At 52.0% G+C, this 23,731-nt stretch carries 24 protein-coding genes and 1 riboswitch; of the genes, 11 read left to right on the top strand and 13 right to left on the bottom strand.

The annotated features are described in order from the left end of the window. Window positions 1–4 precede the first annotated feature (4 nt). The gene (locus tag ACLBVC_RS02380) at window positions 5–250 is read right to left on the bottom strand and encodes a hypothetical protein (protein ID WP_104922965.1); all 246 of its coding nucleotides are present in this window, start codon (window positions 248–250) and stop codon (window positions 5–7) included. A gap of 299 nt (window positions 251–549) precedes the next feature. Between ACLBVC_RS02380 and ACLBVC_RS02375 the strand changes: the two genes are divergently transcribed. The 4 genes from ACLBVC_RS02375 (at window position 550) to cspE (ending at window position 5,305) form a co-directional block, all read left to right on the top strand. Beyond that, entirely contained in the window at window positions 550–2,667 is a 2,118-nt protein-coding gene (locus ACLBVC_RS02375; RefSeq protein WP_410147858.1) for a prolyl oligopeptidase family serine peptidase, read from the top strand. A gap of 189 nt (window positions 2,668–2,856) precedes the next feature. After that, on the top strand, window positions 2,857–3,990 hold the full coding sequence (locus ACLBVC_RS02370; RefSeq protein ID WP_410147857.1) for an ABC transporter substrate-binding protein: 1,134 nt from the start codon (window positions 2,857–2,859) through the stop codon (window positions 3,988–3,990). A 184-nt stretch (window positions 3,991–4,174) separates the two neighbouring features. After that, window positions 4,175–4,918 carry a DUF2076 domain-containing protein gene (locus tag ACLBVC_RS02365; RefSeq protein ID WP_410147856.1) on the top strand — a complete coding sequence of 248 codons (744 nt, stop codon included), beginning with the start codon at window positions 4,175–4,177 and terminating at the stop codon, window positions 4,916–4,918. Between the two features lie 177 nt (window positions 4,919–5,095). Further along, entirely contained in the window at window positions 5,096–5,305 is a 210-nt protein-coding gene (cspE, locus tag ACLBVC_RS02360; RefSeq protein ID WP_009636912.1) for a transcription antiterminator/RNA stability regulator CspE, read from the top strand. A 75-nt stretch (window positions 5,306–5,380) separates the two neighbouring features. On the opposite strand, the gene ACLBVC_RS02355 is transcribed toward cspE, so the two are convergent. From ACLBVC_RS02355 to crcB, 3 genes are all read right to left on the bottom strand, one after another. Continuing rightward, entirely contained in the window at window positions 5,381–6,568 is a 1,188-nt protein-coding gene (locus tag ACLBVC_RS02355; protein ID WP_410147854.1) for a multidrug effflux MFS transporter, read from the bottom strand. Window positions 6,569–6,577: 9 nt separating this feature from the next. Beyond that, window positions 6,578–7,234: a TetR/AcrR family transcriptional regulator gene (locus ACLBVC_RS02350; protein ID WP_410147852.1), complete on the bottom strand. Its 657-nt coding sequence runs from the start codon at window positions 7,232–7,234 to the stop codon at window positions 6,578–6,580. Window positions 7,235–7,699: 465 nt separating this feature from the next. Beyond that, window positions 7,700–8,083: a fluoride efflux transporter CrcB gene (gene crcB / locus ACLBVC_RS02345; RefSeq protein ID WP_104922959.1), complete on the bottom strand. Its 384-nt coding sequence runs from the start codon at window positions 8,081–8,083 to the stop codon at window positions 7,700–7,702. A gap of 64 nt (window positions 8,084–8,147) precedes the next feature. Then, window positions 8,148–8,210, bottom strand: a riboswitch (Fluoride riboswitch). A gap of 73 nt (window positions 8,211–8,283) precedes the next feature. Here crcB and ACLBVC_RS02340 point away from each other — a divergent pair. Beyond that, window positions 8,284–8,715, top strand: coding sequence for a GNAT family N-acetyltransferase (locus ACLBVC_RS02340; RefSeq protein WP_410147850.1), 432 nt, complete (start codon window positions 8,284–8,286; stop codon window positions 8,713–8,715). A 3-nt stretch (window positions 8,716–8,718) separates the two neighbouring features. On the opposite strand, the gene ACLBVC_RS02335 is transcribed toward ACLBVC_RS02340, so the two are convergent. Next, window positions 8,719–10,065: an aminotransferase class I/II-fold pyridoxal phosphate-dependent enzyme gene (locus ACLBVC_RS02335; RefSeq protein ID WP_410147849.1), complete on the bottom strand. Its 1,347-nt coding sequence runs from the start codon at window positions 10,063–10,065 to the stop codon at window positions 8,719–8,721. A 210-nt stretch (window positions 10,066–10,275) separates the two neighbouring features. On the opposite strand from ACLBVC_RS02335, the gene ACLBVC_RS02330 reads away from it, so the two are divergent. From ACLBVC_RS02330 to ACLBVC_RS02310, 5 genes are all read left to right on the top strand, one after another. Then, window positions 10,276–11,238: a substrate-binding domain-containing protein gene (locus tag ACLBVC_RS02330; RefSeq protein WP_410147848.1), complete on the top strand. Its 963-nt coding sequence runs from the start codon at window positions 10,276–10,278 to the stop codon at window positions 11,236–11,238. 13 nt (window positions 11,239–11,251) lie between these two features. Continuing rightward, the gene (locus ACLBVC_RS02325) at window positions 11,252–12,046 is read left to right on the top strand and encodes a deaminated glutathione amidase (RefSeq protein ID WP_410147847.1); all 795 of its coding nucleotides are present in this window, start codon (window positions 11,252–11,254) and stop codon (window positions 12,044–12,046) included. 182 nt (window positions 12,047–12,228) lie between these two features. Continuing rightward, window positions 12,229–13,137 carry an ABC transporter substrate-binding protein gene (locus ACLBVC_RS02320; RefSeq protein WP_410147845.1) on the top strand — a complete coding sequence of 303 codons (909 nt, stop codon included), beginning with the start codon at window positions 12,229–12,231 and terminating at the stop codon, window positions 13,135–13,137. Continuing rightward, complete coding sequence (locus ACLBVC_RS02315; protein WP_410147843.1) at window positions 13,134–14,117, top strand: amino acid ABC transporter permease; 984 nt, start codon at window positions 13,134–13,136, stop codon at window positions 14,115–14,117. Before ACLBVC_RS02320 ends, ACLBVC_RS02315 begins: the two co-directional genes overlap by 4 nt. After that, on the top strand, window positions 14,114–14,911 hold the full coding sequence (locus ACLBVC_RS02310; RefSeq protein ID WP_410147841.1) for an amino acid ABC transporter ATP-binding protein: 798 nt from the start codon (window positions 14,114–14,116) through the stop codon (window positions 14,909–14,911). Before ACLBVC_RS02315 ends, ACLBVC_RS02310 begins: the two co-directional genes overlap by 4 nt. A gap of 48 nt (window positions 14,912–14,959) precedes the next feature. Here ACLBVC_RS02310 and ACLBVC_RS02305 read toward each other — a convergent pair whose 3' ends face one another. Continuing rightward, the gene (locus ACLBVC_RS02305; protein WP_410147839.1) at window positions 14,960–16,024 is read right to left on the bottom strand and encodes a diguanylate cyclase; all 1,065 of its coding nucleotides are present in this window, start codon (window positions 16,022–16,024) and stop codon (window positions 14,960–14,962) included. Window positions 16,025–16,281: 257 nt separating this feature from the next. Between ACLBVC_RS02305 and tatE the strand changes: the two genes are divergently transcribed. Next, on the top strand, window positions 16,282–16,485 hold the full coding sequence (gene tatE, locus ACLBVC_RS02300; protein WP_410147838.1) for a twin-arginine translocase subunit TatE: 204 nt from the start codon (window positions 16,282–16,284) through the stop codon (window positions 16,483–16,485). 102 nt (window positions 16,486–16,587) lie between these two features. On the opposite strand, the gene lipA is transcribed toward tatE, so the two are convergent. The 7 genes from lipA to mrdB form a co-directional block, all read right to left on the bottom strand. Next, the gene (gene lipA, locus ACLBVC_RS02295; protein WP_152326431.1) at window positions 16,588–17,553 is read right to left on the bottom strand and encodes a lipoyl synthase; all 966 of its coding nucleotides are present in this window, start codon (window positions 17,551–17,553) and stop codon (window positions 16,588–16,590) included. Window positions 17,554–17,862: 309 nt separating this feature from the next. Then, window positions 17,863–18,804 (bottom strand): YbeF family transcriptional regulator, encoded by a 942-nt coding sequence (locus ACLBVC_RS02290; RefSeq protein ID WP_410147837.1) that lies wholly within the window; start codon window positions 18,802–18,804, stop codon window positions 17,863–17,865. A 160-nt stretch (window positions 18,805–18,964) separates the two neighbouring features. Next, window positions 18,965–19,648: a lipoyl(octanoyl) transferase LipB gene (gene lipB / locus ACLBVC_RS02285; protein WP_410147836.1), complete on the bottom strand. Its 684-nt coding sequence runs from the start codon at window positions 19,646–19,648 to the stop codon at window positions 18,965–18,967. A 72-nt stretch (window positions 19,649–19,720) separates the two neighbouring features. Continuing rightward, on the bottom strand, window positions 19,721–19,984 hold the full coding sequence (gene ybeD, locus ACLBVC_RS02280) for a DUF493 family protein YbeD (RefSeq protein ID WP_101075657.1): 264 nt from the start codon (window positions 19,982–19,984) through the stop codon (window positions 19,721–19,723). A 113-nt stretch (window positions 19,985–20,097) separates the two neighbouring features. Then, window positions 20,098–21,306 carry a D-alanyl-D-alanine carboxypeptidase DacA gene (dacA, locus tag ACLBVC_RS02275; protein WP_101075658.1) on the bottom strand — a complete coding sequence of 403 codons (1,209 nt, stop codon included), beginning with the start codon at window positions 21,304–21,306 and terminating at the stop codon, window positions 20,098–20,100. 153 nt (window positions 21,307–21,459) lie between these two features. Continuing rightward, window positions 21,460–22,608 (bottom strand): endolytic peptidoglycan transglycosylase RlpA, encoded by a 1,149-nt coding sequence (gene rlpA, locus ACLBVC_RS02270; RefSeq protein ID WP_410147833.1) that lies wholly within the window; start codon window positions 22,606–22,608, stop codon window positions 21,460–21,462. 9 nt (window positions 22,609–22,617) lie between these two features. Continuing rightward, a complete protein-coding gene (mrdB, locus tag ACLBVC_RS02265) occupies window positions 22,618–23,730 on the bottom strand; it encodes a peptidoglycan glycosyltransferase MrdB (RefSeq protein WP_112287630.1) in 1,113 nt (370 codons plus the stop codon). Window position 23,731 lies beyond the last annotated feature (1 nt).

Here is a 23,731-nt window from a genome sequence, read left to right as displayed (position 1 = left end):
GCGCTTACTGGATACCCAGTGACTGCCAGCGTTGCTGACAATACGGCATCATGCGATGAATTTTCAGGCTCTGTGCCTGATGGCGGTTCAGGGAATAACCCTCCGGCGTAATTTCTAAGGTGTCGCCGGTTTGCAGGGTAAAGTCGTTATCGACAGACAGGATCAGCTTCAGATTTTTGAATGCCTGAATGCAGATATATTTCAGTCCGGTCTGTGGGATACTCAGGATATCAATGATTTTCCATTCCATATTCTCGCTCCTTTCCTGTTGCTGCCTGATTTCTGTGTCCCCTTTTCTACCTCAGATCCACGTCATTTTTTGTCATCACAAGGTAATGATTTCTTTATAGGCGTTCAGATAATTTGAATGCTTGAACTGACTCACAAAAAGAAGGCAAGACAGGCCGCCGGGATCGCATATTCAGATTTTTCGGAAAGAATGTGAATCATCAGTGTTTGAAAAACGCTTGAAATAGCGTGAGCAAAACAGTTATCTAAACCCCAAGTCTGACTTTTGATTTTTTCTCAGGACGGGAAGGACGCAACACTATGACCACAGATTCACGCGAAACAGATTTACGCAAAACAGTGTCAGAAATCGGGCTGGACGAATTTATCTGGCTGGAAGGATTGCGCAATGAAAAAGCGCTGGCCTGGGCACATGAGCAAAATTCGGTCACGCTCTCTGCTTTTACACACGGAAAAGATTTTGATCCGATCCGTGAAAAAGTCCTTCAGGGGCTGAATTCCCCGGAGCAAATTCCGGGTGTCTGGAAATGCGATAACGACTGGTACAACTTCTGGCAGGATGCGAAAAATCCAAAAGGATTACTGCGCAAAACCACGCTCGATGAATTCCGCAAAGCCGAACCGCGCTGGGAAACGGTGCTTGACGTCGACGCGCTGGGTAAAGCTGAAAATATTGAATGGGTTTTCTCTGGTTTCTGGAACCTGAAACCGGGCTTTGAGCGCGCTTTCGTGGTGCTTTCACCGGACGGCGGCGATGCCTGCGAAGTCCGCGAATTTGATCTGAAAACTAAAGAATTTGTCACCGGCGGTTTTTATCTGCCAGTCGCCAAGAGTCGCATCAGCTGGATTGATTTCGACCATATGTTTGTTGCCACCGATTTTGGCGAAGGCTCGATGACCGATTCCGGCTACCCGCGTATCGTGAAAATCTGGCAACGCGGAACGCCGCTCAGCGAAGCGGTGACGGTTTACAGTGCCGGGCAAAAAGACATGATGGCTGCGGGTTATCAGGAATCCGGCGGGGACATCAAACGCAATTACGTGGTGCGGGTTATCGACTTCTATCATCGCGAAGTTTTTCTGGTGGACGATACCCGCACGCTGATCAAAATCGACATTCCGGACGATGCCAAATTTATCACCTGGCAGGAATGGATCCTTATCGAACCGTCCAGCGAATGGCAGGTGAATGGCCAGCGCTGGCCGTCAGGTTCACTGCTGACGATGAATTTCGACGCTTTTATGGCCGGTGAGCGCACGCTGAAACCGCTGTTTGTTCCGGATACTGGTTCAGCGCTCAGCGGCGTGACTCAAACTCGCGATCAGCTTAACGGCTTCTCCCATACCCGCGATCACATCATTCTCAGTCTTACCCGTGATGTGGTGAATCGTCTTGAAGTTCTGACGCCAAAGAATGGCGAATGGCAGCGTCAACCGTTCGGGCATGTGCCGGCGCTAAGTAAAATCAGCGCCTGGGGCGTGGATGATAAAACCAACGAATACTTCATGAGCGTCAGCGGTTTCCTGCAACCCGCGAGCCTTTCGCTGGGCAATCTGGACAACGGCGCTGACGCCGAAGCCGAATTGCTAAAACAGGATCCGTCGCATTTTGACGCCTCACGCTATCAGGTCAGCCAGCATTTTGCGCAATCTGACGACGGAACGCGCGTGCCTTATTTCGTCGTCAGCCGCAAAGATGTGGTTTATGACGGTAAAAATCCGACGCTGTTATACGGTTATGGCGGTTTTGAAGTGTCGCTGGAGCCTTATTATCTGGGCGTCAGCGGTGTGTCGTGGCTGGATCGCGGAGGCGTTTTCGTGGTCGCGAATATTCGTGGCGGTGGCGAGTACGGGCCTGAGTGGCATAAAGCTGCGTTGAAAGAAAAGCGCCTGCGTGCGTATGAAGATTTTGCTTCAGTGGCTAAGGCGCTGATTGCCAGCAAAATCACGTCACCGGTGCATCTGGCGGCGCAGGGCGGCAGCAACGGAGGGCTGCTGGTGGGCAATATGCTGACACGTTATCCGGAACTGTTCGGCGCGATTGTCTGTGAAGTGCCGTTGCTGGATATGTGTCGTTATACGCAGATTTCCGCCGGATCCTCGTGGATTGCCGAATATGGCGACCCGCAAAAACCGGAAGAATGGGCGTATATCCGGGAATTCTCGCCGTATCACAATATTGATCCGCAGAAAAAATATCCGCCAGTATTGTTCTCCACGGCAACCAGCGATGACCGCGTCGGGCCTGACCATGCGCGTAAAATGGCGGCAAAAATGCAGGCGCTGGGCATTCCTGACGTGTATTTCTACGAGAACACCGAAGGCGGCCACAGTGCGGCGGCGGACAAAACGCAGTCGGCGTTTAAACGTGCGCTGGTGAGCGAGTTCCTGCTGCATTTCATCGGGCGTAAACCGTAACTTTTGCGCGCGACGCATATCGACTGAGCGGGGGTAATCTTCTGCTCAGTCATATTTCGACATGTTTTATCAGGCTTTTTCCCTTTTAAAACCATTGCCTCGCAATTCATTCCTTGTTTATTATTTCCGCTTCATTTGATAACAATTATCAAAATCATTTCTTATTCATTCTCATTTTCGGGGATTTGCATGTTAAAGAACACCGCTCGCGTGCTGTCTGTCGCAGGTCTGATGGCCGCCTCATTTTCCACTTTTGCTACCACCTATCCGCTGACTGTTACCGATCTCAGCGGGCAGAAAGTGACGCTCGATAAAGCCCCGCAGCGCATCATCTTGCAGGATGGCCGTGATATTCTCGCGCTCGCCGTGCTGGATAAAGCCGATCCGTTTAAGCGCGTCGTGGCCTGGAATAATCTGCTGAAAACCACCGACAGCGGCACCTGGGACATGCTGAAAAGCAAATGGCCTGAGTCGTCCAAAATTCTGGATATGGGTTTCACGGACAAAGGGCAGGTTGATCTGGAAACCGTAATTTCCAAAAAACCTGATCTGATGATTGCGCAGGTTCGTGCCAAAAATTCCCTGGCACAGGCGGGTGTTCTGGACAAACTTGCCGCGCTGCATATCCCGGTTGTGTTCGTAGACTACGAAGCGGATCCGGCAAAAGACACGGCACCGAGCATTGAGCTGCTGGGTAAAATTGTGAATCAGGAAGACAATGCCCGCGCGTACACCGCGTTCTATAACGAGCACTTCCAGAGCATTCAGAAAGCTGTTGCGGCCATTAAAAACAAACCTAACGTATTCATCGAGCCGATTGCTGGTCGCGATGATTCCTGCTGTTTCACCCACGGAGACGCGGGCTGGGGCAAACTGATTCAGGCGGTAGGTGCGGATAATATCGGCACTAAATTGCTGCCGGGCGCATCAGGCACGGTTTCCCTGGAGCAAGTGATCAGCATGAAACCAGATGTTTACATCATGACCGGTTCCGCACGCCCGAGTAAAAACGGTTCGGTGACCCACATTCTGCCGTTCGGTTATGGCGCGAATGAAGCCAGCATCGGCAAAGAAGCGAAAGTTCTGCTTGCCCGCACTGGCGTTGCGCAGATCCCGGCGGTCAGCAGCCAGCACGTTTACGGCGTTTACCACCAGTTCTACAACCACCCGTACAATATCGTCGGGATGGAATATCTGGCGAAATTCATTTATCCGGAACAGTTTAAAAATCTGGATCCGGCAAAAACCTACCACGACCTGGTGCGTAACTACACCAATCTGCCGGATCAGGATTTCATTCTGGGTTGGTCGCCGAAGAAGTAAATCTTTGAGTCTCCCCGCCTGTGGCCTCGCAGGCGGGTTTTCAACCCCCGTCAAGGCGCTTCTGCACAAACTTTACCTCCGTCACATTTGTTGACACTCCGTTAATTCATACAAAAATATAACTGTATTACTGTATCTGCATAACGCCAACTGGCGTAGTTCGACACATCAACAAGGTGAATTTATGCAATCTGAAGAACAGCGTTTAATTGACGGGCTTTTTAGTCGCTTACAACAGGCTGAGTCCAATACGGCACCGCGCGATGCGGAAGCTGAACGTGTGATTCAGGCCCATATCCGCCAGCAACCGTCTGCCCCTTACTACATGGCGCAGGCGATGATTATTCAGGAAGCGGCGCTGACCAAGCTGAATGCCCAGCTGAAGGAACTGCAACAGCAAAACGAGCAGTTGCAACAGCAGGCGCAAAATGCGAAACCGCAAAGTACCGGTTTCCTCGCCGGGTTATTTGGTGGCGGTTCGGCACAGCCTGAACCCGCGCGTCAGTCTCCGCAAGGCAGCCAGCCGATCCCGGGCACGCAGGCTTGGGGCGCTCAGCCTCAGCAGCAACAGCCACAATACGCGCCACAACAGCAGGCTCCGGCTCAGGCCGCACCACAGGCACCGGGTTTTCTGGGCAGCGCGTTGCGAACTGCAGCCGGTGTCGCGGGCGGGGTTGTGCTGGCAGATATGCTGACCGGGATGTTCCATCACAGCCAGCCGCAGGAAATCGTCAATATCATTGAAGAGCCGCCGGTGCAGGATCTCAATCCTGCTGACAGCAGTTTCCTCGATAACTCGCAGGGCTTCGACAGCAATGTTCCGTCCTGGGAAGATGCCTCGCTGCGTAACGATAATTCGGATTTAGGGTTTGGTTCTGACGACTTTAATTCCGATGATTACAGCAACGACGACGATTCATTTTTCTAACTGATTGATGTCAGACGGCTATTAAAGGCCGTTCTGGCAGCAGAAAACGGCGACAGAAAGCAAAGAGTGAGAGCTTTATCTCTTATTGCAATCAGAATTCTGGACAAAAGTTAAATCTGTTGCTGTACTGTATTTGACACACGTTTTGTGTCCAACATTCACGTAAAGGTAAGTTTGATGTCTAAGATTAAAGGTAGCGTTAAGTGGTTCAATGAATCTAAAGGTTTTGGTTTCATTACCCCTGAAGATGGCAGCAAAGATGTTTTCGTTCATTTCTCTGCTATTTCCAGCAACGGTTTCAAAACCCTTGCTGAAGGCCAACGCGTAGAGTTCGAAATCACCAATGGTGCCAAAGGCCCGTCGGCTGCTAACGTTATCGCTATCTGACTTTAGCCGATTTCTTAAAAAACCCGCCGAAGCGGGTTTTTTTTTGCCTGTACATTGAGCGTATAACGGCAAACATCAGGCGGTTTTACGCACCAGCGTCACGAACATCAAAATGGCGATCGCGTAACAGCCTAAAATCGTCAGGCCCATCGACAGCGCAGGCATGCTGCCAAAACCGGTGACCGGTACGGCAATCGCTCCAAGCGCAAACATACACACACCCAGAAGCGCCGAGGCGCTTCCCGCATTTTTCCCCTGACTTTGCATCGCCAGCGACCCGGCGTTCGGCCCGATAATCCCGATCACCATCACCGAGAAGAACAGGGGAACCAGCAGCGTTACCAGCGGTGCATTCAGGCTGGCAGCTATCACCAGTGCAACAGATGCCACTGCAGCAATCACTAAACCGGCTTTAACCAACGCCATTTCACCGAAACGACGGCTGAGGCGCGTGGAAACCTGCGCAGAAATCACCAGCCCTATACCGTTAATGGCAAAACACAGGCTGAACATCTGCGGGCTGAGATGGTAAATCTGTTGGAGTACGAAAGGCGAAGCGCCGATGTAGGCAAACATTCCCGCCATGATAAAACCTTGCGTCAGGCATAGCCCCATAAACGGACGATGTTTCAGCAGGCTGAATACAGAACCGAGCATGCTGAAAACACCGCCTTGCGCGCGGCGTTCCGGCAGCAGGGTTTCATGTAATTTCAGTGATGAGAAACTGAATAAAAGTATGGCGATAAAGGCCAGTACGGCGAAAATCCCCCGCCAGTTCATCCAGCTGAGCATGGCACCGCCCAGCACCGGCGCGATAATCGGCGCCAGTCCGTTCACCAGCATCAGTAGTGCGAAGAACCGTGTGAGTTCATGGCCGTTATACAAATCTCTGGCGACGGCGCGTGAAAGTACGGCGCCGCCTGCGCCCGCAATGCCTTGTAATAAACGGGCGACAATCAGCTGATTGATGTCCTGCGCGACGGCGCACCAGACCGATGCCGCGAGCAGTAAAGCCAGCGACCACAGTAAAGGGCGCATGCGGCCATAACGATCGCTGAGCGGGCCAAACAATAGCTGGCCGAAACCGAGGCCGAGTAAACCGGCGGTCAGGCTCAGTTGCGCACTGGCGGTGGAAGTGTGGAGGTCGCCAGCCATTTCGGGCAATGCAGGCAGATATAAATCTGTACATAACGGGCCTAGGGCGGCAAGCGAGCCGAGTACCAGGGCGTAACCGAGGCGTTTTTCTTGCAGATGAGCGCTCATGGTAGAAGTTTATTCCAGTTTGCTGGTGGTTAAATCCGTTTCAAAGAGATCCTGAAAGTAGCGATTATATAAAGCTTCCAGGTACTCTGCGTCGGCGTGAACGGTAGTCATACGTCGGAATGCGGTGCCCTCACAGATCACCGCCAGAGATTCGACTTTCGCCGTCATTTCAGCCTCGGAAAATTGCGGGAAAGTGGCACTGAGCAGGGATTTTGCTTCACTGAACAGTTGTTTTTCTGAATCGCGCCAGATTTTTTCCACAATAGGATTGCGGGTCGCTTCTGCGGCAACCTCAAGCATCAGCGCGTGGTCAATCTCTGCCTGTTCTTTTTGCTCAGTACACTGATCTTCTTTATAAGGCGCGCTTAAATTGCCAATCCGGCGGTGTGCCAGATTGTGAGCAACCTGCTGCAAGTTATGCGCGTTGCCGGTCATCAGGCGGATTTTCTTCATCACAATTCGACGAACAATTTCTTCGATGATGGCGTCTTTATTGGCGAAATACCGGTAAATCTGCCCCACACTGAGTTGCGACGTTTTGGCGATTTCGGCCATACCTGCACCATGAAAACCGTGTTTGCGAAAACACAGCCGGGCGGCAGCAATGATCTGGTCGCGTCGCGCACTGATGCGCGCGTCTTTACTGCAAAGTTGTGGGTGAAGCATGGATACCTGGCACCTCTGTTGAAAATGAGTGTGAACGATCATTCTCAATTATAGGCAATAAGGAGGAACAGGTAAATATTTGTATTATGAATGGAATGAAAAGTGAAGTTTCGTTTCAGCGCGTTTTGCACGGATTCAGAAAGGCAAACGGCGCATCCATCAGGGAATGCGCCGTCGGCGTAAAAGGGAGTATTACGGGCGCACAGGGCGCATCTGTCTAACCAAAATATGCCTGTAAAAAAGCCACTACAGTAAGAATGCACAGGGCAACAACCAGAAATTCAGAAGACGTTTTTGGAACAGAAAACATGGCATACCTCAATATAGAAACCTGAGCGGGTTTTGCCATTATCTGCAGATAACATGAAGGAAACATTAAGAAACGCAGAGAAGAGGTGAAGATGTGTCACAAATTTGTTACGGCGATGCCCGTTGTCATAAAAAAGGCATCGCCGGAGGGTAGGATCAGTGCGCCGTGTACCAGCTGACCAGCATGAAGCCGAGCAACGTCAGGGCAATCGAGCCGAAAAGATTAAGCGCGATATTGAGCAAGGCATCGCCAAAACGACCCATTTGTAACAGCGTGACCACTTCAAGAGAAAACGTGGAGAAGGTGGTAAGTCCCCCACAGAAACCGGTGGTGATCAGGGCCTTAACGACCGGATCGACGCTGTTCATGCGGCCAAAAATCGCGATAGCCAGGCCAATAATAAACGCGCCAATAAGATTAACGGCCAGCGTACCGAGAGGCACCACGGGTGTGATCACATTCATTTTGAGCCCGAGATACCAGCGAGCGACACTGCCAACCGCACCACCAATCAACACAGCAAGAAAGGTACTGAACATAAAAAACCTTAAATATAAGTGAAATTCAGAAAGGCCCGGGCACGACGCTACGAACCTCTCACGAGATTGCGTAGACATCATCAGCCGGTAAAGGCGGTTTGGGAGGAATGTCATCTCCATATTGCAGGCGGTAAGTTTACAGTGTGTGATAGCGATTGTGTAGCCGCGAATGAGAAACAGATTTTAACAAGGAAATAGCCATGTTAATCAGAGAAGGTGATGTGAACGACGCGCAGGTTGTAGCGGGATTACTCGGTGATCTGGATTACCCCAATACGCCGGAAGCGATCGCTGAGCGGATCGTCGTAATGGCCGCCAATCCGGACAGCCGATTGCTGGTAGCCGAGAGCGAAGGGCGCGCCGTCGGTTTTATTTCGCTGCATTTTATCCCGCAAATCGCCCTCGCCGGTGAATTCTGCCGGATCAGTTATTTATGTGTGAGCAGTGAATCGCGCGGCGAAGGTATCGGGCAACAATTGCTCAATGAGGCTGAAAGGCTTGCTGCTGACCGTGGCTGTGACCGTATGGAAGTTCACAGCCATACGCGCCGTGTCCGCGCGCACGTATTTTACGCCCGTGCAAAATATGAAGAATCGCCTAAGTATCTGATGAAAAAGCTGACTCCCCGCTGACCATCATGCGCCCAGCGCCAGAACGATGGCGTCGGCAATCAGGTCCACTTTCTCTGGTTTAATCTGGCTGGTGCTGATACGGATAAACTGCCCCGGACCGATGCGGCTGCGTTCGCCGGGCAGAACAGCAATGCCGCGTGCCGCCAGCGTGACCAGCGCAAACTGTTCAGACGGAACGGGGATCCACATCGCCAGCCCGTCGCGCTCCGGAATATTCACCCCGCGAATGCGCAGGGCGTCAGACATTGCTTTACGACGCTGCGCGTAAACCGCTTTCGCATTCGCAATGCTTTCCTGCGTTTTAGAATCTTTGATCAGCCATGCCAGGGCTTCCTGCAAAATACGGCTCGACCATCCCGCCCCGAAATTCCGGAATGATTTGATTTGTTTGATTAAATCTTTCGAACCGGAAATCACCGCCAGCCGTAAATCCGGCCCGTAGGCTTTGGAATATGAACGGACGTGTACCGTGCGATCCGGCAATACGCTGCCCATGCTGACGGGCGCGTAACGGGACAACTGCCCGATACCGTCATCCTCAATAATCAGCGTATTGGTGTGGCTGAGAATTTCGGCAAGCTCCGCGTAACGCTCCGCATTCATGGCGTGACCGCAGTGAGAATGCGTGCGTGGCTGGTAAATAAACGCGGACGGATTTTTGGACAACGCCAGACTCAGTGATTCCGGGGTCGGGCCGAACTCATCGCATTTTACCGGGATCACTTGCGCGCTAAGATTATCCAACATGTCTAGCAAACGCGTGGCGGTCGGATCTTCAATCGCCACGACCGAGCCTTGCATCAGCAGGGTTTGCAGCGTGAGGTTCATGCCGTCAAATCCGCCGTCGGCAGACATAAACGCCGGCGCGTCGTAAGGCCAGTCGTGACGCGCGGCTTCCAGCAGTGAAGGCGCGATGGCTTCGCGTTGGTAGGTGTTCAGATTATCTGCGCCAACACCGTGCTGCATGGCTTCGCGCAAATCAGGCAAAAGCGTCGGGTCAGGCGACGATAGCGCCAGATCTGCAATAATATGCTCGCCAAAGTTACCGATTTTTTCAAACCTTGCCGGGCGGGGCGACAGCATGTCACCGCACACCCAGACGCCGTTGCGGCCTCGTCCGGCAATCACTTTTTGGCGACGGAGCTGACCCCAGGCGGCAGATACCGTGGCCGGGCTGACGCCCAGCGCCTGCGCCAGTTCACGGACTGCGGGCAGATGCGTGCCGATCTCGATGACGCCGGACCGGATCATCGCCGCTGTTTCAAGTGCAATGCCCCGCATCGAACGATCCTGCAATTGTGTCGATAACCATTCTGCATCCAGCGTTTTTTCGAGGGGTTTATCTGCCATGTTTTTGCCTTTTGTTCAGTAACAAATATTCTATTGTACATATTAATTTATGCCATTAGTATCAAACTTAGCCAACGGAGGCGATAAAATAATCACATCGCGCTGAACATGATCTCCTTCGTAAAAGAATTTGGTGCGTTTCCGATAAGGTTTGTAAACGCACAGTTATCTTTCTGCATATCAACCATGCTGACACTTAAGGGGATAGATGTGACGATTACCATCAGGCTGGCTGTTCGTGACTGGGATTATTTTACGCCGCTGGCGTTGGGCGACCTTAAACCTGAAGGGTTTAATCTCGAGATAGATCGCGTGGGAACGCTGGTGGATAATCTGGCGACCAGTGATAAATATGACGCGGGCGAAGTCTCTTTCAGCCGTTATGCGCAGGGGCGGGCTCGCGGTGAATCTGATCTGCTGGCGATCCCACACTTTCTGATGCGCGGCTTCCGCCAGCGCTGCATCATCACCCGCGAAGACAGCCCGCTAACCGAACTTTCTCAGCTGGCGGGCAAGCGCATCGGCCTGACCGGCTGGCAGGATTCCGGCAACACCTGGACCCGCACGCTGCTGGCGCTGGAAGGCGTCGGTATTGAAGACGCAAACTGGTACGTTGGACGTCTGACGGAATCGCATCCGGTTGTCGATCGTCTGGCCGGGTTTGGTCGCGAAGGGCGCATTGAAGCGGTGCCGGAAGAGCGCCCGATGATGGAATTGTTACAGGAAGGCTGGCTGGACGCCGTATTCACGCCATTCATGCCTGACGGTTTCTTCAAGCCTGATTCCGGTTTCCGTCAGTTCCAGCCTGATTTCCGTGCGGCAGAGCTCGCCTATTTCAACCGCGTGGGTTACATCCCCGGCATTCACCTGCTGGCGATTAAACCTGCCCTGGCAGAAGAACATCCGTGGCTGCCGCAGTCGCTGAGTGAAATCATCGACCGTTCTTATCAGGTCTGGATGGATAAACGCGCAAAATATGCTGATACCACACCGTGGTTGCTGGACGACTTGCGTCGTACGGTGGTTGATTTACCTGCGGACTGGAACGCAAACGGTTTCGCCGCCAATGAAAAAATGATCGACGATTTTGCACATGAATTATATGCCCAGAAGCTGACGGCGCAGCGCCTCACACCGGCTGATTTGTTCCCTCAGTTCGCCACACAAAAGTGACGGGAGAGTAAAAATGAAAGTTGCATTAGGTCAGTTTGCTGTTTCCCGAGAATGGGAAGCCAACGTTGAAACCTGCCTTTCGCTGATGGCGAAATCTCTGAAATCAGGCGTGGATTTACTGGTGCTGCCGGAAGGTATTCTGGCGCGCGACATTACCGATCCGGATCTGGTTCTGAAAGCCGCACAACCGCTGGATGGTCCTTTTGTCAGTCAGCTGGTGGCCGCCAGCCGCGGCAATCAGATGACGACCATGATGAGCGTTCATACGCCAGCACCCGATGGTCGCGCGTGGAACGCACTGATTTCTATCAGAAATGGTGAAATCATTTCTGAGTACCGTAAGCTGCATCTTTACGATGCGTTCTCCTCGCAGGAATCCAAAAACGTCACGCCGGGCAGTGATGTACCTCCGCTGGTTGAGGTTGCCGGCTTTAATGTCGGCCTGATGACCTGCTATGACGTGCGTTTCCCGGAGCTGGCGCGCCGCCTGGTACTTGATGGCGCAGACGTGCTTGTCTTACCGGCCGCGTGGGTCAAAGGCCCGCTGAAAGAGATGCATTGGGAAGTGTTGGTTACCGCCCGTGCGCTGGAAAATACCACCTATATGGTCGCCGTCGGCGAATGCGGCGAACGTAATATCGGTAACAGTATGGTGGTCGATCCATTGGGCGTGGCGATTGCGCGGGCGTCTGAAGCCCCTGCACTGGTTTTTGCTGAGCTGGACAAAGATCGTCTGGCGCATGCCCGTAAAGTATTGCCTGTGCTGGCGAACCGCCGCTTCGGTTTGCCGCAACTACGCAATGACTGAACCTGACCGCAGCCGGTCCTCAACGGCTGCACTGTCCGGTGAATAAAGCAGTACCGAGCGCCTTACCAGGGAACTCGTTTTTCATAAGACTTAAACAAGATCTGAGCCAGGGAAGGTTTTCATAATAAATACACAACATTCATAAACTCACAGACCGACTTTTTACACAGAGGAATAAGAGAATGATGGCAAAACAATTACGTCAGGCTGCTGCACTGACCGCTGCATTACTTTCCGCAACGTCCATGAATGCCTTTGCTGCTGAAACGGTGGCGATCCCGGCTCAGACAATGGATCCGGCAATTCACGCCAAATTACCTGCGGATATTCAAAAATCCGGTGTGATGACCTCTGTGAACAACGGCTCGTTTCCTCCGTACGAAATCGTGACCGGGGCGAATGGCCTGGACGGTGCGAGTGCGGATCTGGCGCATGCGCTGGCAGAAGTGCTGGGTGTGAAAATTGAGCATGCTTCCGTAAGCGGTTTATCCGGCATTCTCAGCGGAATGGCGGCAGGGCGTTATCAGATGGGTATCGGCCCGATTGGTGATTACCCGGATCGTCAGGCGAAAAATGATTTTATTGATTTTGTGAAAGAGTACGTCGTGTTCGGCGTGCGCAAAGGCAACCCGGAAAACATCAATTCTCTGGATGATACCTGCGGTAAACGCATCGCAGTCATGGCAGGCGGCTCTGCTGAACAGGTGATCCGCAAGCAGTCTGAAGTGTGCGTGAAAGACGGAAAAACGGCGGTCACCGTACAATCTTTCTCTGACCAGCCTACCTCGATTCTGGCCGTGCGTTCTAACCGTTCGGACGCGTTCTTCTCTTCTCAGGCACCGCTGACTTATTTCGTTGAGAAAGCAAATGGCCAGCTGGAACTGACCGGCACGGGCAAATCCAACGGTTTTGGCGATATTTTCCAGGGCACTGTGGTCGCGAAGGATTCTCCTGTGCGCGACGCGATTCTGGCGGGATATCAGAAATTGTTCGATAACGGGACTTACGCCATCATCATGAAAAAATGGGGGCTGGAAGGTAACATGATCCAGGCGCCGGGGATCAATCAGGCAAAGGCACAACCTAAATGACTGATAAAACGTATAGTTCAAAGCCGGCAGTCAAGGACGACTATACGCAGGATCCACGACGTAACGTTGAATTCTCCCACGCGCCGCGCAGCATAGGCCGCTGGATTGCGTGGATTGTTGTGCTGCTGATTGCCGCCGATGTGATTTGGGCCGTTTCGCATAACCCTAACTTCGAATGGCATGTGGTAGCGCAGTGGTTCACGGAAGCGACGATCATCAAAGGCCTGGGCGTTACGCTCGGCCTTACCGTGGTATCCATGTTGCTCGGGGTGTTCATCGGTCTGATGCTGGCGGTTGCCCGTCTGTCCGACAGCCTGTTGCTACGCAAACTGGCCGGTTTGTATATCTGGTTTTTCCGTGGAACGCCGCTGCTGGTGCAGCTTTTATTCTGGTACAACATGTCGACGCTGTTCCCACGTGTGGTGATCGGCATCCCGTTTGGCCCGGAATATATGAGCTGGAATACCAATGATCTGATCACCCCGCTCACCGCTGCGATTGCAGGGCTGGCGCTCAATGAAGCGGCTTATATGGCGGAAATCATTCGTGCCGGTTTGCTGTCCGTTGATAACGGTCAGGCCGAAACGGCGCAGGCCTTCGGGATGAGCCGTGGCCGTGCGCTGCGCCGGATCATTATTCCGCAGGCGATGCGTTCGATTATTCCGCCAACCGGTAACCAGCTGATCAGTATGATCAAAGCGACATCGCTGGTCAGCGTGATCGCGATGGGCGATTTACTGTACTCGGTGCAAACCATTTACAACCGCACTTTTGAAGTGGTGCCGATGCTGATGGTGGCGGTGGTCTGGTATCTGCTGATCACGTCTGTGCTGAACCTCGGGCAATCGGCAATTGAACGCTATTATTCCCGTGGCACACGTCGCACGGTGGGGAGCGCCAAGCGTCGTCAGGAAAATGCGGAAGAAAAAGCGGTTCCTGTTATGAATCCACCGGGCCTGGCCCGCAAGGAGGACTTATGAGTCAACTGTCTGCCGACGCACAGTCATCCGAAACGGCATCTTTGGTTGTTGCCCGCAACGTGCATAAAAGTTATGGCGATAATGAAGTGCTGAAAGGCATCGATCTGGATGTCAAACCCAGCGAGGTGGTGGTGATACTGGGGCCTTCCGGGTCCGGGAAATCCACCTTCCTGCGCTGTATTAATCATCTGGAAGATATCGACCGTGGCTCAATTATGGTGGGTGGTGAGCAAATTGGTTACGAGCTGCGTGGCGATAGGTTGCATAAATTGTCCGAACGGGCGATTGCGCGTCAGCGCCGTGATATCGGGATGGTGTTCCAGCAATTTAACCTGTATCCGCATATGACCGTTTTGCAAAATATCATTGAAGCGCCGGTCGGCGTGCATAAGGAAAGCCGCCATGAGGCCGAAAAATATGCCCGTGAGTTGCTGCAGAAAGTCGGGCTGAGCGATAAAGCCGATGCTTATCCGCGTCATCTTTCCGGTGGTCAGCAGCAGCGAGTAGCGATTGCCCGCGCGCTGGCGGTGAAACCGAAACTGATGTTGTTTGATGAGCCGACGTCGGCGCTCGATCCTGAACTGGTGGGTGAAGTGCTGGCGACGATGCGTGATCTGGCGCAGCAGGGGCTGACGATGATTGTGGTCACGCATGAGATTGGGTTTGCGAAAGAAGCGGCTGACCGGGTGGTCTTTATGGATCGTGGTTATGTTGTCGAGCAGGGCGCGGCCGATGACGTGCTGGTCAACCCACAGCATCCGCGCACGCAGGCGTTTCTCAGCCGCTTTATCTGACGGTTACAGCAGGAAACCAGACGGGCAGAAACCGGGAACCGGGCAAAATTAACTTGCCGTTTCCACCCTGTTTCGCCCGTTTTTTTTGGCTTCATACAATGCGTGGTCAGCGGCATTCAGCCAGTGTGTCGCGGTTTCCTGAACGTCATCACATTCAGCAATGCCTGCGCTGATGCGAATTTTCAGGTCAGGATGTTGCGGAAACAGGCTGTTATCCAGACGGCTCTGCAAACGTTCTATCGCTCGCCGGGCCTGTAGTTCCGTGCTGTGCGGTAAAATTGCCGCGAACTCATCACCTCCATATCGGCCAATAATATCGGCGGCGCGCATGGTGTGCTGTAATTCCTGTGCCAGCAGAATAATGGCCTGATCGCCGATGCTGTGGCCGTAATTATCGTTAATGGCCTTGAAGTGATCGATGTCGATCAGCACCAGCGTGGTTTTATGCCGGTAGCGGCGGAAACTTTCCAGTTCAGTATTGAGCAACGATTCCCAGTGTCGGCGGTTGTATAGCCCGGTCAGTCCGTCGCGCACGCTGATTTGCATGATGGCCTGTTTATGTTCGGCCAGTTTTCGCGACGTGCGGTAGGTGACATTGCCGAGAAAAATCGGGTAAATCATGATCATCGGCAGGCAAAGATAGAGCTGGAACGGCGTCGTTTCCGGCATGAAGGGAATATCGGCGACAAGCAACAGCGCGATGGCAACCGTGATTTGCGCGATAAGGCACCGGATGAATAACCGCTGGCCTCCTGCAGAGATATTATTCATCCCCATCATGGCAAAAATGGTGGCGGAGGGCAGGGCGTTGAAGCCCATCATCGCAATCCAGATGCCGCCGAAAATGGCGTCGGCCTTCAGGTTGTTGATTTCACTGTTAAATGGGGTCGCCGAACGCTTCGCTTTCCAGTAGGCAATGTGCGGCCAGATGAATCCGTTTAAAAACAGCAACAACCAGAGCCAGACTGGCGTTGTGTGCTCAATCATCACCGAACCGACACAAAAACTGCCCGTGCCCAGCCCGACGATGCGGGGCAAATAAGTCCTTTTGGCAAAACGTATTCCGGAATGATGAGTATCGTTAACCAGAGTCGTATGAAGCTTTTTCGGCATCGGTTCTCATTACAGGGTCAGTTAACCCGGGCTAATAATCTGGTCGAAATCAAATTTGAAGGTGTTTTACAGATTTTAAAAAATGAAAGTCTTTATGAGAGTGCTATTCAAGCTCATAATAGCTTACTCTGCTCACAATGCGCACAGTTCTGGATCCGTTCTGTTACATTTTTGGGTTGTATTAACGTCGCGAATGGCCGTTAATAACGGCAAATTGTCACTGCTGTATTCCAGCACTCAGTGTAAAGAAGGTATGTATGGAAGGTCTAAGTATTACTAAATTGTTGGTGGTCGGCGTGCTGATCGTTCTGTTGTTCGGTACCAGCAAACTGCGTTCTCTGGGCGGTGACCTGGGTGCTGCACTGCGTGGCTTCAAGAAAGCCATGAATGATGATCCGACACCTGCTGAAAAAACCACTGCCGAAGAAAAACCAGCCGAACGTGTAGAACACAAAGACTGAGTTTTTACGGAATTAATTCCGGTTACACATTTCGGGCATTAAAAAAGGTTGTTCTTGCGAACAACCTTTTTTGCATTCCGGGCATCAAGAAGTAACGAGATATTACTTAACTTCTAACCCTTTGGCTTGCAGATCGGCGTGATAAGACGAACGCACGAACGGGCCACAGGCGGCGTGCGTGAAGCCCATTTCCATCGCCGCTTCTTTCATCTGATCAAACTCTTCCGGGCTGACGTAACGCTGCACCGGCAGGTGGTGACGGCTGGGTTGCAGATACTGACCCAACGTCAGCATGGTGACGCCGTGGCGGCGCAGGTCACGCATCACTTCGATGATTTCTTCGTTTGTCTCACCCAGACCGACCATCAGGCCTGATTTTGTTGGGATTTCCGGATGCGCTTCTTTGAAACGTTGCAGCAGCGTCAGTGACCATTCGTAGTTAGCGCCCGGACGAACCTGACGGTAAACACGCGGTACGTTTTCCAGGTTGTGGTTAAACACATCCGGCGGACTGGCGTTGAGAATATCCAGTGCGCGATCCATACGGCCACGGAAATCGGGTACCAGTGTCTCTATTTTGATGGTCGGGTTTTTAGCGCGGATCGCCGTGATACAGTCGGCAAAGTGCTGCGCACCGCCGTCACGTAAATCATCACGGTCAACCGAGGTGATGACGACATAACGCAATCCCATATCCGCGATGGTTTGTGCCAGTTTTTCCGGCTCATTGGTATCCGGCGCGGTCGGACGACCGTGTGCCACGTCGCAGAACGGGCAGCGGCGGGTACAAATTGCGCCGAGGATCATGAAGGTCGCGGTGCCGTGGTTAAAGCACTCTGAAAGGTTCGGGCATGCGGCTTCTTCACAAACGGAGTGAAGGCCATTCTTGCGCAGTGCGGATTTAATGCCCTGAATTTTCGTTGAGTCCGCAGGCAACTTGATTTTCATCCATGCCGGCTTACGTAACATTTCCTGCCGGTCACTGACCACGGTTTTCACCGGGATTAACGCCATCTTATCTGCATCGCGGTATTTGACGCCGCGTTCCATCTGAATCGGTTTACTCATAATCTTGCAGCTTCCAGGTTCGTCTCTCGTAACTCGAGTTTTTTCAGGACATTCAATGAACTGGCTGATTCATCAAAAAAAGTAGAAATAATGCGGAAATTATATCATTGAAGCATCACCGGATTCAGCCCTTACACATGGCCTGAAGTGCTAAATGCTGCATTTATTTAACCTGAAGAAGGCTTTACCCTTTAAAAATCATTCATATTCATCACTTAATTTTTTGATAAATATAACCTTTTAAGTTCGTCTCTTGTTATCTTCTTTCGGTGTTAATGGTGTGTAAATATTTTCGCCTATACCGAAAATTCAGCCGGAAGACGTCAGCGGTTCATCTTGTGAAAAAGCCAGTTTGATCGCATCAATAATCATGCTCAGCGTTTTATCGCTTTTTGCCGTTTTGTTGTAATACATGATGATATCAAATGACACTGCTGGAATATCCGATTCGAGGATATCGACCGGAAAGCTTTTGTGCAGCAATTCGACCATTCTTTTCGGCAATATCCCCAGCAAATCCGTACTGGAAACCATCGAGAGAATGTTGATCGCGTTATAGCTGGTAAAAACAATAGGGCGGTCGGGCAGGGAGCCGCTGATTTCAAACTGTATACGCTTGAGATCGCTGGCGTTTGTCATCACGGTAGTCTGCGGCATGGCCAGCGCCTGTTCGAGCGTAATGGTTTTATCCAGCGTCGGATGATTCTTTCTGCACACAAATACCGCGGTATCTGACATCAGCCGTATGCCTATCAGCGACTTGTTAAACAGCGGGCTGGTATCAATCACTAAATCCGCACGATGCTGGATCAGCGTATCTTCCGGATCGCTGAGAGGCAGATGCTTCAGCGTGTAGTTGCTGTTGATTTTCATCAGCTCTTTGAGGATCAGCGGAAATGTTTGTAGTGCAACAAACGGGTAACAGCTGATGGTCAGAACGCGGGATTTGTCGTTGTCGTGCGTGAAGTCCAGACCGGTGAGAATCGAGCTCAATCCCTGACTGATGTGCTGATGCAAATTAATGGCGTACGCCGTCGGGCTGATACCTTGTCCGTTGCGGATAAACAGCGGATCGGGAAAGGTATTGCGTAATTTCTGGATGGACTGGCTGACTGACGACGGCGTCAGATTCAGCGCTTTGGCGGCGTGAACAATGCCTTTATGCAGATATACCGCTTCGAAAACGGTGAGCAAATTGAGATCAAGGTTACGAAGCTTATTCAGGCTGGCACTAATATCTTTATCATCCATAAATATTTCCCGGCAGTGTGAAGGACTGTCCCGGTTATGAGCCGGGAAGTGTGCTTATCCGTAAGCGATAAAATGCTAAAAAGTTCAGCGGGTGATAGTAAACCAGAATGCGAAGTAAAACTGCTAAAACGTTGATAAGTCTGATGGTAAAGCACAGAAATCAGAGCGGAGAAGTCGCGTACCGCTCAATTTGCCAGGGCAGATAATCCACTTGCTGATAATCAAGACGGTGATTGAAGGATTTCACCAGAACCGGCATGACCTGATCAACGGTTAGCCCCGGCTTTTCCAGGCTGGCCTGCGTCATTTCCAGACCTGCATACCCGCACGGATTAATTCGGTGAAATGGCTCGAGATCCATATCAATATTCAATGCCAGACCGTGCAATGAACAACCTTTTCGAATGCGCAGGCCGAGGGAGCAAATCTTTTTTCCATCGACATAAACACCGGGCGCATCGGCACGCGGGTAAGCATCGATAGAAAAGTGCGCCAGCGTATCCACTACGGTTTGTTCGATTGCCGTGACTAACTGACGGACGCCCAGTTTTTTCCGCTTCAAATCGACCATCACATACATCACCTGCTGGCCTGGTCCGTGATACGTGACCTGACCGCCGCGATCGCTTTGGATCACCGGGATATCGCCGGGCATTAAAACGTGCTCTGCCTTTCCTGCCTGACCCTGAGTAAAGACGCGCGGATGCTGAACCAGCCAGATTTCGTCCAGCGAGTCGGCGTTCCGGTGCTCAGTGAAATGGTGCATCGCCAGAGAGACAGGTTCATACGGCTGAAGGCCAAGCTGGCGCAGTACGATACGTTCTTGCGGATTATATGATTGCACGGCAGTTATCGTCAGTAGGAGGAGGGAAAACGCGCGACAGAATTTCTCTCGCGCGGGTCGGTCAGAAAGGGCTTACAGCACCATGCGGACAATTTCGATATTACCCAGTTCAGAATACAGGGTTTCGACCTGATCGATGTGGGTGGCGGTGATCGTAATTGAAACGGAGTGGTAATTCCCTTTACTGCTCGGTTTTACCTGAGGATTGTAGTCGCCAGGCGCATGGCGTTGCACGACTTCCACAACCTGGTCCACCAGCTCGGGTTGTGCCAGGCCCATTACTTTATAGGTAAAGGAACAAGGGAATTCGAGCAGTTCGTTCAGTTTGGTTTTCATGTGCACTCCAGCGTATTAAGTATTATCTCTGAAAGTATAACTCCCGCCGAAGCGGGAGCCATAATCTATACCGATTATATGGGGATTGTTGCAAACTTTTTCAAGCGGACAACTTAACCAAACCAGTGGTGGAACATCAGCTTGATATAATCGACAATGCGGCCGAAGAAACCGCCTTCTTTCACTTCGTTCATCACGACCAGCGGACGTTCATCAATGGTTTTACCATCAAGCTGGAAATTGATTGAACCCACGACCTGATTTTTCTGCAATGGCGCGTGCAGTTCAGGTGTGTTCAGCACATAGCTGGCTTTCAAATCTTTCATGCGGCCGCGCGGTATGGTCAGATAAGCATCTTTCTCAACGCCCAGCGCAACGCGATCGGTATCACCAAACCAGACTGGTTCAGAGGCAAATTCTTTACCTGCTTTCAGCGGAGAAACGGTTTCGAAGAAACGGAAGCCCCAGGTCAGCAGTTTTTTGCTTTCAACTTCTCGGCCTTTATACGTATGTCCGCCCATGACAGCAGAAATCAGACGCATCTGGCCTTCTGTTGCGGATGCCACCAGGTTATAACCCGCGGAATCTGTATGGCCGGTTTTGATGCCGTCTACGTTCAGGCTGTTGTCCCACAGCAAACCGTTACGGTTCATTTGGCGGATATTGTTGAACGTGAACTCTTTTTCTTTATAGGTTGCGTACTCTTCTGGTACATCGCGGATCAGTGCCTGACCAATCAACGCCATGTCGCGTGCAGAACTGTACTGACCGGCGGCATCCAGACCATGAACGGTACCGAAATGGGTATTTTTCAGACCCAGCGCGTTCACGTAGTTGTTCATGATGGCAACGAACGCATCCTGACTTCCGGCGACGTGATCAGCCATTGCCACACAGGCATCGTTGCCTGATTGCAAAATAATACCGCGGTTGAGTTCAGAAACCGGCACACGATCGCCCGGTTTGAGGAACATCAGAGAAGAGCCTTTAAACACCGGGTTACCGGTTGCCCATGCGTCCGGGCCGACGGTGACGATATCGGTCGGAGAGATTTTGCCGGCTTTGATGGACTGACCGATGACATAGCTGGTCATCATTTTGGTCAGGCTGGCAGGGTCACGACGCGCATCGGCATTCATTTCTGCCAAAACTTTGCCGGAGTTGTAGTCGATCAGGACGTAGGCTTCCGCATCGATTTGCGGAACGCCAGGGATCATTGTTTTTAAATTAACATCGTCGGCATAGGCGGACGCTGCACTGAAAGTGATTACGGTGCCAAATGCGAGGCTTTTGACTAAACGTGAAGTGTTTACAAGTTTCATGATCGGGACAACAACATCCGTGGAGGTAAGTGATAAACGTGCGCCACTATAGCAGAAGAGTCCTAAGTCAGACATCTTCGATTACCGGCGCTTACTGATTTTTACTTTAAGAAAAAGGGCTTATAAGTCCGGGGCCTGAGCCCCGGAGAATGCTTACATGCTGGCAGTGACAAAAGACTGCTGCTGGGCTTCACTGGCAAGCCGTTGTTGCAACTGTACCGCCTGCTGGCGCGTGGTGAATGGCCCAAGCTGAACACGGTAAGTACTGCCGTTTGCCTGTACTTTGCCTGGAACGTTGAAACGCTGGCTCAGGCTTTTTTGCCATAACTGCGCATTCTGTGGATTACTCAGCGCACCGACCTGCACCATAAAGCCAGAACTTGGAATGGCGGCAGTATGTGCTGGGGCTGCGGCAACCGGTGCCGCAGAAGCGATAACGGGTGCAGCGCTGGCTGTAACCACCGGCGCCGCCGGTTCGCTGCCTTCCAGTACACCCGCGCGCAGTGGCGTTGGCGCACTCAGAAAACCACCACCGCCGCTGTTTCCTGACATTGTTGTGGCTGCGGGTACATTTCCGTTGCTACTGTCCTCATCATTGGTCAGCGGCGCTGCGTTCGGATTGCTCAGCGTACTGTTGCTGATCGGACGCACGTCAGAAGTGTTCACCGGTTCAGCGGAAAGCATAGGGGTGCCCATCTCGCTGGCACCGAGACTTGGACGCGAAGGCAAGGCATAAGATTGCTTAGCGACGGTCGTGCCAATGGTGCCCGGACCAGACATCGTACCGTCCGGTGCAACATTGATGAAGTCGACACGAACTTTGGTGCTATTGGTCAGATTCAGACGGTCTGCTGCTGCCTGAGACAAATCAATAATTTTTCCAGGAACATAAGGGCCGCGGTCATTTACACGCACCACCAACATACGTCCGGTTGCCATATTGGTAACGCGCACATAGCTTGGAATTGGCAGGGTAGGATGCGCCGCCGTCATGGCTGTCGGATCGAATTCTTCGCCAATCGCCGTGGTATTGCCGCCGTTTTCCTGACCGTACCAGGCTGCCTGACCGACTTGTGAGAAGTTTGAGGGATCTTTGACGATTTTATAGGTTTTACCGTTAACGGTGTAATCCTGCATCGTGCCCTGATTATAAGGTTCGTAACGCGGATCAGCCCCGCCGATTTCCACCACAGGGCCGTTGTAGGCTTGTTGCGGGGCCGGTTGTTGTTGCTGAGTCTCATCAGTGGCGCAGCCACTTAACAGCAAACCGATAATGACAGCTCCAAGCCACTCTTTACGCATTGCTCACCTCTATAAATTCTTTGACAACATTTTTCGATGAGTATGTATCGACATGACGATACCAAACCCTGCCATTAGCACGATGAGTGCTGACCCGCCATAGCTGACCAGAGGCAAAGGTACCCCAACTACCGGGACAATACCACTGACCATACCGATGTTAACAAACACATAAACGAACAGAATCAACATCAAACCACCGGACATTACACGACCAAATGTGGTCTGTGCATTGGCCGCGATAACCAGCCCGCGCATAATGAGGCACAGATACAGCCCGAGCAGCACGAGTACGCCGATAAGCCCCAGTTCTTCGGCCAGTACGGCGAAGATAAAGTCGGTGTGGCGTTCGGGCAAGAATTCCAGCTGCGACTGCGTACCATGCAGCCAGCCTTTGCCGGAGAGGCCGCCGGAGCCAATCGCAATTTTCGACTGAATAATATGATAGCCCGCGCCGAGCGGATCGCTCTCTGGATCCAATAGCATCATCACGCGGTCTCGCTGATAATCGTGCATCAGGAAGAACCACAATATCGGAATAAAGGCGGCGACCAGAATGGCGGCGACGGCAATCAGTTTCCAACTCATGCCCGACAAGAACAGGACGAACAGGCCGGATGCGGCAATCAGAATTGACGTCCCGAGGTCTGGCTGCGCAGCAACCAGCAGGGTAGGGATGAATATCAGCGCCAGCGCGATGGCCGTATTTTTCAAAGACGGCGGGCATACGTCGCGGTTGATAAAGCGGGCAACCATCAGCGGAACGGCGATTTTCGCCAGCTCCGAGGGCTGGAATTTGATGATCCCTAAATCCAGCCAGCGTTGTGCGCCTTTACTGATACTGCCGAACGCATCGACCAGCACCAGCAGAAAGACGCAGAATATATAGAGATAAGGCGCCCAGCTTTCATAAACGCGTGGAGGAATTTGCGCCATCACCAGCATGATTACCAGACCCATCAGGATCTGGCCGATTTTACGTTCCATCATGCCCATATCCTGACCGCTGGCGCTCCACATCACGAACGCACTGTACGTCAGCAGCGCAAGTATGATCAGCAACATGGTCAGGTCGATGTGCATTTTCGACCACAATGATCTTTTTTGTTGATTCTCAGTCATT

Origin of the sequence: Rahnella selenatireducens, from assembly GCF_046449555.1 — a bacterium.
Classification (GTDB): Bacteria; Pseudomonadota; Gammaproteobacteria; order Enterobacterales; family Enterobacteriaceae; genus Rahnella; species Rahnella selenatireducens.
Note: the sequence above shows the minus strand (reverse complement) of the source record. Positions and strands in the feature narration are given on the sequence as shown.